Here is a 14,963-nt window from a genome sequence, read left to right on the forward strand (position 1 = left end):
GGCGGCGTCTCCGGCGAACCGCCCCCCTTCGCCCGATCTCGTGTGACAGACAAGGAGCGTCCGGATGGCCGAGCGTACGCAACCGCCCACCGTGGAACCGTCGGAGCTGAGGCGCCGCCTCGGCCGTACGGGAGTGTGGCTGTTCTCACTGTCGAGAACGGCGACCGCGGACGAGGCCAGAGCGGCCGCGGCGGAGATCGAGCGGCTCGGATATCCGGCGCTCTGGGTGGGCGAGGCCCCGGACGGGCGGGAGGCGTACACGAACTCGGCGCTTCTGCTGTCGTCCACCGAGCGGCTGCACGTGGCGACGGGCATCGCGAACATCTACGGCCGGGACGCGGTGGCCGCGGCCAACGGCGCCGCGACCTTGGCCGAGGCATGGGGGTACCGGTTCGTGCTCGGCCTCGGTGTGAGCCACAAGCCGCTGGTCGCCCCTCGCGGCCACGAATACTCCGCGCCACTGCGGCTCATGCAGGACTACCTCGACGGGATGGACCAGGCGTCGTTCGGCGTGTTGCCGCTGGCGGAGAGGCCGCCCCGGGTGCTGGCGGCGCTGCGCCGCCGGATGCTCGAACTGGCGGCGCAGCGCGCCCAGGGGGCGCACACGTACTTCGTGCCGCCCGAGCACACCGCGAAGGCCCGCGAGATCCTCGGGCCGGACCCGGTCCTCGCCCCGGAGCAGGCAGTGGTGGTCGAGACCGACGCCGGGCGCGCCCGGGAGATCGCCCGCGAATACGCCGCCTTCTATCTCTCCCTGCCCAACTACATCAACAACCTGCGCGAGCTGGGCTTCTCCGACGACGACTTCGCGGGCGGGGGCAGCGACCGGCTCATCGACGCGATCGTGGTCTGGGGCGAACCGGAGACGATCGCCGAGCGGGTGCGCGCCCACCACGACGCGGGGGCCGACCACGTGTGCGTACAGCCACTGGCCGATTCGGTCGGCACGCAGACAGAGCACCTGCGGCTGCTGGCCCCGGCTCTCCTGGGATGACGGCGTGACCACGGCGGCTCCCGGGCGGGGGCGCGGCGAGCAGGGCGAGCAGAACGGCCAGGGCGGCCAGAACAGGCAGGGCGGTCACGACAGGCAGAACGGCCAGAACGGGCAGGACGGGCAGGACCCGCTGATCCCGCCGGACCCGACGAGCCTGGAGGCATGGATGCGCCAGGTGCTCGGCCTGGCCGGCGCCCGGGCCTCCGCGTTCCCCCCGCCCCTGCCCACTCCGCCTCCGCTGCGCACTCCGCCCCCGCTGCCCGCTCTTCCGCCCCTTCCGTCCACCGGGCCGGGTCACCCGGGTCGTTCCGCGGACGCGGACGGCCCGGACCCCGGCGGGCACGCGAAGTAGCCCGAGCGGGCCGCGCGGGTGGCCCGGCGCCTGGTGGACACCCCCTTCCGCGGCAGAGGGGAGCGGCGGCGTAGGGTCCGGTGCATGACCGATCACTACGATGTCGTCGTCCTCGGCGCAGGGCCCGGCGGCTACACCGCCGCGGTCCGTTCGGCCCAGCTCGGGCTCACCACAGCGGTCGTCGAGGAGCGCTACTGGGGTGGTGTCTGCCTCAACGTCGGATGCATCCCCTCCAAGGCGTTGCTGCGTAATGCCGAACTCGCACACATCCTCACGAACGAGACCAAGACGTTCGGCATCCAGACGGACGGCCCGATCACGCTCGACTACGGCGCGGCCTTCCGCCGCAGCCGCCAGGTCGCGGACGGGCGTGTCAAGGGCGTCCACTATCTGATGAAGAAGAACGGCATCACGGAGTATGACGGCCGGGGCAGCTTCACCGGGCCGAACTCCATGGAGGTGCGCGGCGCGGACGGCTCGGTGCGCACGGTGACGTTCGGCCACTGCATCATCGCGGCCGGAGCGACGACCCGCCTGCTGCCGGGGACGTCCCTGTCCGAGCGCGTGGTGACGTACGAGGAGCAGATCCTCAGCGAGACGCTGCCGGAGAGCGTGATCATCGCGGGCGCCGGCGCGATCGGCGTCGAGTTCGCGTACGTGCTGCACAACTACGGCGTGAAGGTCACGATCGTCGAGTTCCTCGACCGGATGGTGCCCCTGGAGGACCAGGAGGTGTCGGGCGAGCTGGCGCGGCGCTACCGGCGGCTCGGCATCGACGTGCTGACCTCCACCCGGGTCGAGTCGATCGACGACAGCGGCGACAAGGTGCGGGTCACGGTCTCGAAGAACGGCGAGACGTCCGTGCTGGAGGCCGACAAGGTGCTGCAGGCCATCGGCTTCCAGCCGCGTGTCGAGGGATACGGCCTGGAGAACACCGGCGTACGGCTGACCGAGCGGGGCGCGATCGCCGTGGACGGCCGCTGCCGTACGAACGTGCCGAACATCTTCGCCATCGGCGACGTCACCGCGAAGCTCATGCTGGCGCACGCCGCCGAGTCGATGGGCATCATCGCCGCCGAGACCATCGCGGGGGCCGAGACGATGGAGCTCGACTACGTGATGATCCCCAGGGCGACCTACTGCCAGCCGCAGATCGCGAGCTTCGGCTACACCGAGGCCCAGGCGCGCGAGCAGGGCTTCGACGTGAAGGTGGTCAAGTTCCCGTTCACGGCCAACGCCAAGGCGCACGGCCTGGGCGACCCGAGCGGGTTCGTCAAGGTCCTCAGCGACGCGAAGTACGGCGAGATCCTCGGCGCCCACCTCATCGGGCCCGAGGTGACCGAGCTGCTGCCCGAGCTGACCCTGGCCCAGCAGTGGGACCTCACCGTGCACGAGGTGGCGCGCAACGTCCACGCCCATCCGACCCTGGGCGAGGCGGTGAAGGAGGCGATCCACGGCCTGGCCGGACACATGATCAACATGTGAGCAGGTCATGGGCCGCACGGTCGGCTTCCGTGGGGCGGTGCGCATGGACGTGCTGCGGCGGATGGGCGTCCTGGACGAGATCCGCCGCCTGCGCACCGGCCCGGGCCCATGGCGGCCACCTCGACAACGCTCCAGGACTGTGCGGCCTGAAATGCGGAAATGCCGATTACCGAACACATATTCGGCTCCCGCCGCCATTCCTTGGGAAACACTTCCCACGGCGCCGATTAATGGTCGGCTACGCTGGGAGATCAGGCCGTACGCGAAACGCCGTGGCCGCGTGCGGGCGAACAATGCGAGGGCGGCCCGATGGCGAGGGACAACGCGAAAAACACCGGCTCCCCGGTCGGCGCGAACACGCTGATGACCCTCATGCGCGAACTGGCATTCCCGCCGTGCGCGATCGAACGGACCTCGGTGGTGCCGCAGGACGTCACCCGCCGGGAGAACGACGCGGAGCACTCCTTCACCCTGGGCCTGGCCGCGGTCTGCCTCGCCCCGCTGATCGACCCCGCCCTCGACCCCGGCCGGGTCGCCAGATATGCGCTGGTCCATGACCTGCCCGAGGTCCACGCGGGCGACGTCTCCGTCTACGCCGGCCCGGCGGAACGCGAGAAGAAGGCCGTGCGCGAGGAGGAGGCGCGGGAGATCATCGCCCGTGACTTCGGCGGGACGTTCCCCTGGCTGGTGGAGGACCTGTACGGCTACAAGGCGCAGCACGACCCGGAAAGCAGGTTCGTCCACGCCCTCGACAAGCTGCTCCCCCACGTCAACGTGCTGCTGGCCGATCATCACCCGCTGCGGCCCACCTGGGCGGCGTACAAGCGCACGGAGATCACGGCCAGGCGGAAGATCCGCATGAGCTGCCCGGCACTGCTGCCGTTGTTCGACGAGCTGTGCCGGGAGTTCGCGCGGCGCCCGCACCTGTTCTCCGGCGGGGTGTCACCTGGCGTGGGAGATGACGATGTTCGCGACGGCGAGCAGGGCCGCGCCGCAGACCGCGCACAGCACCCTCAGCGACAGGTCGGCGCCCGGCCCGAGCACGGCGGGCAGGGCGACGAGAACGGCCCCGGCCGCGGCGGCCGACGCCCGCGTGAGGAGACGCGACCGCGAGCGGCGCACGATCACAGGAAATCCGGCGCTCGTCGTCAGTGAGCCGCCTCCCGGCTCCGGGCCCGCCCTGGTGTCGGCGGCCAGTGTGATCCCGACCCGCGCGAGCGCGTCGAAGCGCAGCAGCTCGGGCCGCAGCCAGAACTCCACCGTGTCGTACCGCGACGCCACGTCGTACGAGTCGTCGGACGCGATCTTCAGGAAGGTGCCGTCGGTCGCGCAGACCAGCCGCTTCGGGGCCGGCGTGTAGCCGTCGGAGTAGAAGCTGACCCGCATCCGCACGGAGTCGCCGTCGCTCAGGTGCAGCCGCCCCTCGGCGTCGAGCACGCCCGTCCTGCCCCTGCCCAGCAGCGGCTCCTCGGTGCGTACGAAGTAGCAGGTCCTGTACGTGGGATGCCGGGCCAGCCGCCGGGCCACCCCGAGCCACGCCTCCGGGTCGTCGCCGGGCCGTTCGTGCAGGTGGAGGTCGGGGAAGCGGGTGGTGGCGGGATACCAGCGCCCGCCGTTGGCCTCCGCGAGCCGGTCCACGAACCAGCCGCCCCTGGCCCTGATGTCCGCCTCGGTGAGCGGGAAGTCCTCCAGGTTCGCGTAGTCGTCCACCCGGAGCCGGAAGACGGCCATGTCGGCCACGCACGCGGTCGCCACCACCGTCGCGAAGCGTACGGGCACGACGAACGGCTCGGTCTCGGGCGACTCCCGGTCGGCCAGGAACGCCACGAGGCACCGCCGGCCGACGGCGGAGCCGCTCGCGATCGCCTGTTGCAGGGCGCCCGCCACGTAGTCGGTCTCGTAGCGGAACTGGATGATCGCCCCTCTGGGCAGGGCCAGCGCCCGCAGCACGTCCTCCGCGTAGCGCCGCCTGCTGTCGGACGACAGCAGCAGCACCGAGGGCCGGGCTTCGTTTGCGCGCCCGGCCATGGACGCGGTCATGTGCCGGGTCATGGCCGCCTCCGGAGCTCGTCCAGGTCGCGCAGGCGGTCGGCGAGCGCGAGGAAGCGCGGCCACACCCGGTCTCTCGGCAGCTCGTCGAGGCGCAGGCGCGCCGCGCTCTCGTACCGCAGCCCCCGATCGGCCAGCGCCCGGTGCTCGCCCAGGGTGACCTGCTCGCGTACGCCGTCCGACTGGTCGGCGGTCAGGTCGATGACGAACCGCCGGGGATCGTGGGCCGGGCCGATCTCGACCCAGCAGTGATGGCTCACGTCCTCGACGTCGTCGCGGCCGACGCGCAGCCGCCCGTAGCAGTAGACGGGTTCGAGCAGCAGGTCGGTGCGGAGCGTGCGGGCGAGCCAGACGGAGGTGACCCCGCACTGGCCCCTGGGATCGCCCGCCGCGACCGGCGACTCCTGATAGCGCGGATGGACCGTGCGCTCCGACCAGCAGGGTTCCAGCATCCGGCGGTAGCCGAGCAGGCGGTCCCGCCACTCCGGCGAGGCGAGGTCCGCCTTGAGAGGCCGCACATGGTCGCCGCCCGAGTGGGTGCGGCTCGACACCCTGATCAGGCCCTCGATCCCGGCGACGTTCCGCTTCGCGGCCGGGGTGACCCCGAGGGCCATGAGCACGTTGTCCGGGGTGTCCAGGAGCTGCGGCACCGACTCCCCGGACATCCGGCGGGTCTGGAAAAGGCCTTTGCCGTCGTAGCAGTACGCCACGGGCGACAGGGCGACCGGCCGGAATCCCGACGCGACGAATGAGGTGCCGCAGAAACCGAGCATCGGATTGTATGCCGTGATGACATAATCTCCGGCGTTTTTCGCCCTGATCTCCCGGACCGCGCGGGCGATGGTCAGGCTCATGAGGTTCGCCGGAATTCCCGCCAGCCCGTGCATTCTTGTCAGGACCATTGAGCCAATTTCATCCTCGGGAGGCGTGTGCTACCCGATGGTTCTGAAGGACCGCGATGGCTTTGACCAGGTGGCCGGTCTTGCTCGGGCTACATCGCAGCTTGCGCAGGATGCGCCAACTCTTGAGCTGGGCGTTCGCGCGCTCACCAGGCCCGCGGAGCTTGGCGTGTGACCGGTTGGCCTGCTTTTGAGACTCGGGCTTGTTCCTGCCCTTGTACGGCGTGATCAGCACCTCGGCCCCGGCGCCCTGATAGGCCTTGTCGGCCAGGGTGATGATCCCGGCTTGGTCGAGCGCGCGCAGGATGCCCCAGATCCGGGCGGCGGTCAGGTCGTGGGTCTTGCCTGGCAGCGCACCGGAGGTCCACACGATGGTCCCGTCCGGTCCCGCGATGACCTGCACGTTCATCCCATGCACGCGATGCTTGCCCGAGTAGTAGGGCCGGTCGGCCTTCACTCGGTCGGTGCGGATGAGCGTGCCGTCCAAGACCAGGTAGTGCAGGCCGTCCTTCGTGGCCTTCCGCAGCGCCGTCGCCAGTTTCGGTGATCGAGCCGACAGCAGGGCGACGGTTTCCTCCACATACCGCCACGCGGTGGCCGCCGACACTCCGAAACCCGCTCCGACCTCGGCGAATGTCTCGCCCTTGCGCAGATAGACCAGCACCAGGAGCGCCTGCTGCCCGGGGTTGAGCCGCCGCCACGTCGATCCGATGGCCTTGCGCCGCCTGCGGATCAGTCCGGCCACGTAGTTCAGCGTTGAACGCGACAAATCGACGGCAGCACGATAGAACAGCACCCGAAGCTCCTGGCGATGACGGTGATGGTTGTGGTGATCAACCCGTCTACCAGGAGCTTCGCCACATCATGAGGAAAACCCGAGCATCGCGATCATGCTGTGACCGGCTTAGCCGCCCGGCGGATGAAAAACGTTCATTACGCGTTCCGGATTCACGTCCAGCCCGTGCCCGGTGAGCGCGTCGAGGACATACTGGCGGTCGCACCGCGAGAAGGCGGCGTACGTGATCGGCATCGTCGCGCCCGGCAGGAAGAGCCCGAACTGCGCGGCGGTGTCGGCCCTCTCGCTGTGGAGGTAGTGCAGTCTCGACTGGACCAGGTGGCCGGCGCTCGGCCCGACCTCGGCGAAGCGCACGCGGGTGCGGTAGCCGTCGCCGAACGACAGGCTCAGGTCGCGGTGTGCCTTGTGCACGTTGAGGAGGACGGAGGCATGGGCCTGGTGGGCGGCGTCCTCCGCCGACTGGCGCACCTGCGCCGCCCTGACGACTGCCTGCAGCCGTATCTCCTCGTACACCTTGTCCGGAGACCAGCCGGCGATGGCCGGCCTGCTCAACCGGGGCAGGTGCAGTCTTACCTGGATCTCCAGGGTCCGGAGGCCGACTCCGACCGTCTCGGCGTCCGCGCGGATGCGCGTCCCCATCGCGCCGACGAAGGTCTCGACATCCGGATCACGAAGCCCGTCCACTCGCGCGCCCTCGCTTCGCGCTTTCTCCCTTCGCGGCGTACGCGTGGTCTTGGGCACTTCTTCTCCCGCAATCCGCGAGAATCTTGTCAGTGACGCCGTCAAGGATAGAACTCGGACCGCACGCCGTCAGGGTGCCCATCAAGTTGGTATCACCTTTTATCGGATTCGCCGGAATTGCGAGCCGATTTTTCATTGACGCCCGCTACGACAGACGCGAAGACGGCTCCGTCGGCGGCGGCTCTGCAGGCGGCGGCTCTGCAGGCGGCGGCTCCGCAGGCGGCGGGGTCGGCGGGTAGAGGGCCGCGAGCGCGTGCGCGGTCACCGCCATCTCGCGCCGCAGCTCGGCCGGCTCCAGGACCTCCACCTCGGCCCCGAGTTTCAGGAACTCCGTGCGCGCGTGCGTCACCGACTCGACGGGCACCGTGGCGGTGACCCAGCCCCGCTCGTCCGGCGGGCCCGCCGTCTCGTCCACCGCCCCGGCGACGACCGAGCTCATGACCTCCCCGAGCCGCTCCCGCCCCTGCGGCGACAGCCGGATCACCGCCTGCCCGCGCAGCAGCCGTGACCGGAAGCCGGCCAGATGCTCACGCCAGTGCCGCTCCAGGTCGAAGCCGTCCGGGCGCTCGAACGTCTCGTCGGTCACGGTGAGGGCGAGGATCTGGCCGACCCGGTAGGTGCGCAGCGCACCGTCGCACCGCGCCACGAGGTACCACTTCCCCGCCTTCAGGACCAGCCCGTACGGCTCCAGCCTCCGCTCGACCTCGCAGGGCTCCGCCCAGCGGCGGTAGCGGACGTGGACGACCCGGGTGTTCCAGACGGCCTCGGCGACCTCCGGCAGGTACGGCGACCGGTCGCCGTCGTAGTACCAGCCGGGCGCGTCGAGGAGGAAGTGCTCCCGCACCCGCCGCGCCTCCTCCCGCAGCCCGGCGGGAAGCGCGGCCTCGATCTTCAGCTCCGCGGCGGCCAGCAGCGCGCCGAGACCGAGGTCGGCGGCCGGTCCCGGCAGCCCGGCCAGGAACAGCGCCGCGGCCTCCCGCTCGGTCAAGCCGGTGAGCCGGGTGCGGAAGCCGTCCATCAGCCGGTAGCCGCCCTCGTGCCCGGCCTCGCCGTACAGGGGGATGCCTGCGGCGTGCAGCGACTCGACGTCGCGGTAGATCGTGCGGACGCTGACCTCCAGCTCGTCGGCGAGCTGCCGGGCCGTCATCCGGCCACGCGACTGCAACAGCAGGAGGATCGACAGCAGCCGGGACGCACGCACGCCCTCACCATCGCACGACTCCACTGACGAAGGGTGTCAGTGAAGCGGACCTACCGTTCCCGGCATGGCCTTCACGGAGAAACTGCTCTTCGTGCCGCCCCCGATCGAGGTGAGCGGCTATCACGTCAAGCGCTACCACGTCACCGCCGACCCGGACGGCATCGCCCCCGAGGTCGAGAAGGCGGCCTACGCCGTCCTGCCCGAGCTGCTGCCGGAGCCGGACGGCACGCCCCCGGCCGCCTTCGTCGTCCTCCACAGGGGCGGGGACGACGGGGCCTACATCAACACCTACACCTGGGCCTGGGACAACGCCCTGCACTGCGGCATCGCGGTGGCCGGTCAGCCCGTGCTGGGCTGCCCCGACCGGGACCCCACCCACTTCGTCCGGCTGGAACGCCCGCTCATCGGCTGCGTCTGGGAGCTGCCACCGATCCTGCACGAACGCGACGCGTGGGTGCGGCACGTGCTCGCCCCCGACCGGCCCGACCTCGCCGCGTACCTCGCCGACACGCTGCCCGAGGGCACGACGGGAGACCACCGATGAAACGACCACGCGTGCCGATCAGGGGCGACGCCCCGGGCGCTTGACCGGGAGATCACCTCGGGTGATCGTCGGGGCCTGCTCCACGAACCGGTCCCCCTTTCGACCCCGGGAGTGATCGAGGCGAAGAGCCCTGGCGCTCCCCGCGGTCTTCCGCCCGAACGGCACAGTCTGCTCGGCGCTGTGACCGGCCCTGTGACCGGCCCTGTGATCGAGGCTGTGACCGGCGCTTTCTTGGCGCGATCAGGGAGTCGTCTTGCACCCGGTCTTGAGGGCGGGGTGAGAGACTCCTGAGCAAGCGCCTGCCGTGTCAGGTGCGAAAACCCCGCGGCTCATCGCCAAAAAACAAAGCCGCCCGGTGTGGTAACGGCGAAACCGCTGGAAGCCCGCCCTCCTCGCCGCGAAGGCCGAGGAGGGCGGAGCCCGCCGAGTCCCCCACCGAGTCCGCCGGCCGAGCCCACCCGCCGGGCCGCCCACCGAGTCCCCTACCGGGCCGCCCGTCGAGAGCTCCGTCGAGAGTTTCCGTGCAGGGCCCGCTGAGGAGCCGTTCAAGGGCCGTTCAGGGGCCCGTTGAGGAGGCGCGGTCGAGCACAGGGCCCGGTCAGGACGGGCCGCCGTCCGAGGGGTCACCGTCCGGGGGTCACCGTCCGAGGGGCCGCCGTCCGGGGGGCCGTATCCGCCGCCGCCGGGGGTCTCGATCTCCAGCACGTCACCCGGCTCGACCCGGATCGAGTCGCATCCCGCCAGGTGGACCACGTCTCCGTCCGCGCGCCGCACCCGGTTGACGCCCAGCGCGCCGGGCGCGCCGCCGGCCATGCCGTACGGCGGCACACGACGGTGGCTGGACAGCACGCTGACCGTCATCGGCTCGCGGAACCGGATGCGGCGCACGGCCCCGTCGCCGCCGCGCCACCGTCCCGCGCCGCCGCTGCCGTGCCGTACGGCGAACTCCTCCAGCAGCACCGGGAACCGCCATTCCAGCACCTCGGGGTCGGTCAGCCGGGAGTTCGTCATGTGGGTCTGCACCACCGACGCCCCGTCGAACCCGTCTCCCGCCCCGGACCCCGAGGCGACGGTCTCGTAATACTGACGCCGTTCGTCGCCGAAGCTGACGTTGTTCATCGTCCCCGACCCCTCGGCCTGGACGCCCAGCGCGGCGTAGATCGCGCCGGTGATCGCTTGCGAGGTCTCGACGTTGCCCGCGACCACGGCCGCCGGGTACGTGGGGGCCAGCATCGACCCCTCGGGCACGACGATCCGCAGGGGCCGCAGGCAGCCGTCGTTGAGCGGGATCTCGTCGGCCACCAGGGTGCGGAAGACGTACAGCACGGCGGCGGTGACCACGGCGGACGGCGCGTTGAGGTTGGTGTCGAGCTGGGGCGAGGTGCCGGTGAAGTCGATCGTCGCGGTGCGGCGGGCGTGGTCCACCGAGACGCGCACCGCGATCACGGCTCCGGAGTCCGTCTCATAGCGGTAGCTCCCCTCGCTGAGGGCGTCGATGACCGCGCGGACCGAGCTCTCGGCGTTGTCCTGCACGTGCCGCATGTAGGCCCGCACGACGTCGAGGCCGAAGTGGCCGATCATCGCGCCGACCTCCTCGACACCCTTGGCGTTCGCGGCGATCTGCGCGCGCAGGTCGGCCAGGTTGGTCGCGGGGTCCCTGGACGGGTGCGGCCCCTCGGTGAGCAGCCGCCTCGTCTCCTGCTCGCGCAGGCCGCCACGGTCGGCCAGCAGGCGGCAGTCGAACAGCACGCCCTCCTCGTGGAGGGTCCTGCTCATGGCGGGCATCGAGCCGGGCGTCAGCCCGCCGATCTCCGCGTGGTGGCCGCGGGAGGCCACGAAGAACAGGATCTCCCGGCCCGCGTCGTCGAAGACGGGGGTGACGACCGTGATGTCCGGCAGGTGGGTGCCGCCGTGGTAGGGGTCGTTGATCGCGTACACGTCGCCGGGCCGGATCCCGTCGCCCCGGCGGCGGATCACCTCCTTGACGCTCGCGCCCATCGACCCGAGGTGCACCGGGATGTGCGGCGCGTTGGCGACGAGATCGCCGCCCGCGTCGAACAGCGCGCAGGAGAAGTCGAGCCGCTCCCGGATGTTCACCGACTGCGCGGTGGCCTCCAGCCGCGCGCCCATCTGCTCGGCGACGGACATGAAGAGGTTGTTGAACACCTCCAGCATCACGGGGTCGGCCGCGGTGCCCACGCCCGCGGCCCGGGGGCGGGCCCGCTCCCGTTCCACAAGCAGGTGCCCGTACGGCGTCACGCCTGCCCGCCAGCCGTCGTCGACGACGGTGGTCGCGTCGGCCTCGGCCACGATGGCCGGGCCGGTGACCGCGTCGCCGGGGCGCAGCCGTTCCCTCCGGTAGAGCGGCACCTCGCGCCACGCGCCGCCGGTGTACATCCGGACCGCCTCGGGCGCCCCGGCGTCCGATCTCTCGGCGAGGACCGAAAGATCGGGCCGCTCGGCCAGGCCCACCGCCTCGACGGAGACCGCCTCCGCCACCAGCGGCCGGTCCATGAGGAAGGAGTAGGTCCGCAGGTGGGCGGCCTCGAACGCGGCCACCATCGCGTCCGTCTCGGCCAGGTCCACCTGCAGCGGCGTGTCGGTGCCGTCGTAGCGCAGCCGCACCCGCCGGCTCACCCGGATGCGCTCGTCCGGCACCCCCTCATCTGACAGCTCGCGGCGGGCCGCCGCCTCCAGGGTGCCGGCGAGCCCGGTCAGGCGCCGCGTCGTGGCGGGGTCGAGCCGGGCCTCGACCGACTGCTCCCGCAGCACGGTCGTGTCGGCCAGCCCGATGCCCAGGGCGGACAGCACGCCCGCCATCGGCGGCACCAGCACGGTGCGGATGCCGAGCGCGTCGGCGACCGCGCAGGCGTGCTGCCCTCCGGCGCCGCCGAACGTCGTGAGGGCATATTCGGTGACGTCACGGCCCTTCCGCACGGAGATCTGCTTGATGGCGTTGGCGATGTTCGCGACCGCGACCCGCAGATAGCCCTCCGCGACCTGCTCGGGATCGCGCTCGTCTCCGGTGCGGTCGCGGATGTCGGCGGCCGTCTCCGCGAACCGCCGCCGCACCTCGTCCACGTCCAGCGGCAGGTCGCCGTCCGGGCCGAAGACCTCGGGGAAGTGGCCGGGCTGGATGCGGCCGAGCATCACGTTGGCGTCGGTGAGGCACAGCGGGCCGCCGTTGCGGTAGCAGGCCGGGCCGGGGTCGGCCCCCGCCGAGTCGGGGCCGACCCGGTAGCGCCCGCCGTCGAACCGCAGGACCGACCCGCCGCCCGCCGCCACCGTGTGAATGGCGATCATCGGCGCGGACAGCCGTACGCCGGCCACCTGGGTCTGGACGACCCGCTCGTACGCGCCCGCGTAGTGGGACACGTCGGTCGAGGTGCCGCCCATGTCGAAGCCGATGACCTTGTCGAACCCGGCAAGCCGGGACATGCCCGCCATGCCCACGACGCCCCCGGCCGGGCCGGACAGGATGGCGTCCTTGCCGCGGAAGTGCCCGGCCTCGGCCAGCCCGCCGTTCGACTGCATGAACATCAGCCGTACGCCGGGCAGTTGGCGGGCCACCGACTCGACATATCGGCGCAGGACGGGAGACAGATAGGCGTCGATTACGGCGGTGTCGCCGCGCGGCACCAGCTTCATCAGCGGGCTGACCTCGCTGGAGCAGGACACCTGGGCGAAGCCCGTTCGCCTGGCCAGGCTCCCGATCGCGCGTTCGTGCGCCGGGTGGAGGTGGCTGTGCAGGCAGACCACCGCGACCGCCTGGACGCCCTCCTCGCGCAGCCGACGCAGCTCCGGCGCGAGCGCGTCGAGGTCGGGCGGGCGGAGCACCGTGCCGTCGGCGGTGATCCGCTCGTCCACATCGGCCACGTGCTCGTACAGCATCTCCGGCAGCACGATCCGCCGCTCGAAGATGTGCGGGCGGTTCTGGTAGCCGATGCGCAGCGCGTCGCCGAACCCCTTGGTGATGACCAGCGCCGTACGCTCGCCGCGGCGTTCCAGCAGGGCGTTGGTGGCGACCGTGGTGCCCATCCGCACCGACTCGATCCACTCGACCGGGATCGGCTCCCCCTCGGGGACGTCCAGCAGGGCGCGGATGCCCGCCACCGCCGCGTCGGAGTAGCGCGCCGGGTTCTCCGACAGGAGCTTGCGCGTCACCAGCCGTCCGTCCGGGCGCCGGGCGACGACGTCGGTGAACGTCCCGCCGCGGTCCACCCAGAACCGCCACCGATCTCCGGACATCGGATCCCCCTCCGCACGCGTACATCCCCGTGCATCGAGGGCGCATGCCCAGACATAAATAGGGCGACGGATCTCCACATGCCGGACATATGATCGAGTGCCGTTTTCCGGATCACCCGGACCGGCTTCAGGGGAAGGTGATCTCGGCGGTGGTGTCCGTGCCAAGTGGGGAACGCAGCAGGGGCATCGGCGCCCTCGTCACCGGCAACCTCCTCGGCGGCGTCGCGGTCGCCTCCGGCATCGCGGTCGGCGGGCTGCTCCTTGAACGGCTCGGCGGCACGTCCGTCGCGGGGCTCGGCCAGGCCGCGAGCGTGCTCGGCGCGGCGGTCGCCGCGGTGCCGCTGGCCGGCGTCGCGGCCCGGCGCGGACGGCGCCGTTCGCTCACCCTGGGGTATGCCATCGCCGTGCTCGGCGGCGCGCTGATCGTCACCGCCGCCGTCGTCGCGCAGCTCGCCGTGCTGCTGGCCGGGCTGGCGCTGTTCGGCGTCGGGCAGGCGGTCAACCTGCAGTCCCGGTACGCCGCGGCGGACGGCGCGGCGCCCGGCAACCGGGCCAGGACGATGTCGATCGTCATCTGGGCGACCACGATCGGGTCCGTGGCCGGCCCCAACCTCAGCGAGGTGGCCGACCGGTTCGGCCGGTGGCTCGGGCTGCCCGGCCTGGCCGGGCCGTACGTGTTCTCGATCGTGTCCTTCGCCCTCGCGGGCGCGGTGGTGACCGTGTTCCTCCGCCGACCCACCGCGCCGTCCTCCACCCCGTCAGCACCGGGCTCCGGGCAAGCCTCACCGGGCTCCGGGCAGGCCACCCCGGCCGCGCCGTCCGCACCTGCCACATCAGCCTCCGGGCAAGCCACATCGGCATCGAGTCCTGCGGCACCCTCCTCCACCGCCCCGGCACCGGCCTCCGGGCAGGCCGCCCCGGCCGCGCCGTCCTCTGGCCCGGCCTCCGGTGAGGCGGTCACGAGTGCCCGGGCGGTGGGCGCGGTGGCGGCGCTGCGCTGGGCTGCGGCCGACCCGGCGGCGCGGTTCGCGGTCGTGCTCATCGCGGTGGCGCACGCGATGATGGTCATGGTCATGGTGATGACGCCGCTGCACATGCAGCACCACGGCATGTCACTGCAGCTCGTGGGCGTGGTGATCAGCCTGCACGTGCTCGGCATGTACGCCCTGAGCCCGGTCTTCGGCTGGCTGGCCGACCGGATCGGCGCGGTACGCACGGCGTGCGGCGGGATGCTGCTGCTCGTGGCCGCCGTCACGCTCGGCTTCGTGGCCGCCTCCGCCGGGGAGGGCAGCACGCTCACCGCGCTCGCGCTGATCGTGCTCGGGCTGGGCTGGTCTGTCTCGTTGATCTCCGCGTCCGCGCTGCTCGCCGGCACCGCCGCGGACGACGTACGGGTGCCGTTGCAGGGCGCCACGGACGCCGGGATGAACTACGCGGGCGCCGCCGCGGCCGCGCTGGCCGGGCCGATCCTCGCCGCGGGCGGCTTCCAGGCGGTCAATGTCGCGGCGGCGGCCATCCTGGTGCCCGCCGTCGCGGCGGCGATCGCCGTCCTGCGCCGGGGCCGGGCGGCCGCGAAGGAGGGTGACGACGAGCGGCGCGAGCGCGTCCGGCCCTGATCCGGCCCGGAAGTCCCTCTCGCCCCGACGGCGAGAGG

11 protein-coding genes are annotated in these 14,963 nt (G+C 71.9%); 6 read left to right on the top strand and 5 right to left on the bottom strand.

Translation table 11 applies throughout. The features are described from left to right. Positions 1–64 precede the first annotated feature (64 nt). From OHB01_RS06960 to OHB01_RS06975, 4 genes are all read left to right on the top strand, one after another. Positions 65–994 (top strand): TIGR03620 family F420-dependent LLM class oxidoreductase, encoded by a 930-nt coding sequence (locus OHB01_RS06960; RefSeq protein WP_328855102.1) that lies wholly within the window; start codon positions 65–67, stop codon positions 992–994. A 4-nt stretch (positions 995–998) separates the two neighbouring features. After that, positions 999–1,346, top strand: coding sequence for a hypothetical protein (locus tag OHB01_RS06965; protein ID WP_328709030.1), 348 nt, complete (start codon positions 999–1,001; stop codon positions 1,344–1,346). 84 nt (positions 1,347–1,430) lie between these two features. After that, on the top strand, positions 1,431–2,831 hold the full coding sequence (gene lpdA, locus OHB01_RS06970; protein ID WP_328855103.1) for a dihydrolipoyl dehydrogenase: 1,401 nt from the start codon (positions 1,431–1,433) through the stop codon (positions 2,829–2,831). Between the two features lie 309 nt (positions 2,832–3,140). Then, on the top strand, positions 3,141–3,986 hold the full coding sequence (locus OHB01_RS06975) for an HD domain-containing protein (protein WP_147944129.1): 846 nt from the start codon (positions 3,141–3,143) through the stop codon (positions 3,984–3,986). Between the two features lie 893 nt (positions 3,987–4,879). Here the strand turns inward: OHB01_RS06975 and OHB01_RS06980 are convergent. The 4 genes from OHB01_RS06980 to OHB01_RS06995 form a co-directional block, all read right to left on the bottom strand. Continuing rightward, the gene (locus OHB01_RS06980) at positions 4,880–5,782 is read right to left on the bottom strand and encodes a hypothetical protein (RefSeq protein ID WP_328855104.1); all 903 of its coding nucleotides are present in this window, start codon (positions 5,780–5,782) and stop codon (positions 4,880–4,882) included. A gap of 10 nt (positions 5,783–5,792) precedes the next feature. After that, a complete protein-coding gene (locus OHB01_RS06985) occupies positions 5,793–6,575 on the bottom strand; it encodes a transposase family protein (RefSeq protein ID WP_142652781.1) in 783 nt (260 codons plus the stop codon). 108 nt (positions 6,576–6,683) lie between these two features. After that, positions 6,684–7,259, bottom strand: a complete 576-nt coding sequence (locus OHB01_RS06990) for a hypothetical protein (protein WP_328855105.1) — start codon at positions 7,257–7,259, stop codon at positions 6,684–6,686. A gap of 202 nt (positions 7,260–7,461) precedes the next feature. Beyond that, on the bottom strand, positions 7,462–8,517 hold the full coding sequence (locus tag OHB01_RS06995) for a helix-turn-helix transcriptional regulator (RefSeq protein ID WP_328855106.1): 1,056 nt from the start codon (positions 8,515–8,517) through the stop codon (positions 7,462–7,464). A gap of 64 nt (positions 8,518–8,581) precedes the next feature. On the opposite strand from OHB01_RS06995, the gene OHB01_RS07000 reads away from it, so the two are divergent. Beyond that, positions 8,582–9,061: a hypothetical protein gene (locus OHB01_RS07000; RefSeq protein ID WP_142650606.1), complete on the top strand. Its 480-nt coding sequence runs from the start codon at positions 8,582–8,584 to the stop codon at positions 9,059–9,061. Between the two features lie 240 nt (positions 9,062–9,301). Here the strand turns inward: OHB01_RS07000 and OHB01_RS07005 are convergent, their stop codons facing one another. Next, positions 9,302–13,309 (bottom strand): hydantoinase B/oxoprolinase family protein, encoded by a 4,008-nt coding sequence (locus OHB01_RS07005; RefSeq protein ID WP_328855107.1) that lies wholly within the window; start codon positions 13,307–13,309, stop codon positions 9,302–9,304. A gap of 152 nt (positions 13,310–13,461) precedes the next feature. Here OHB01_RS07005 and OHB01_RS07010 point away from each other — a divergent pair, with 152 nt between their 5' ends. Continuing rightward, positions 13,462–14,925: an MFS transporter gene (locus OHB01_RS07010; protein WP_328855108.1), complete on the top strand. Its 1,464-nt coding sequence runs from the start codon at positions 13,462–13,464 to the stop codon at positions 14,923–14,925. Positions 14,926–14,963: the final 38 nt, after the last annotated feature.

Origin of the sequence: Microbispora hainanensis, assembly GCF_036186745.1 — a bacterium.
Classification (GTDB): Bacteria; Actinomycetota; Actinomycetes; order Streptosporangiales; family Streptosporangiaceae; genus Microbispora.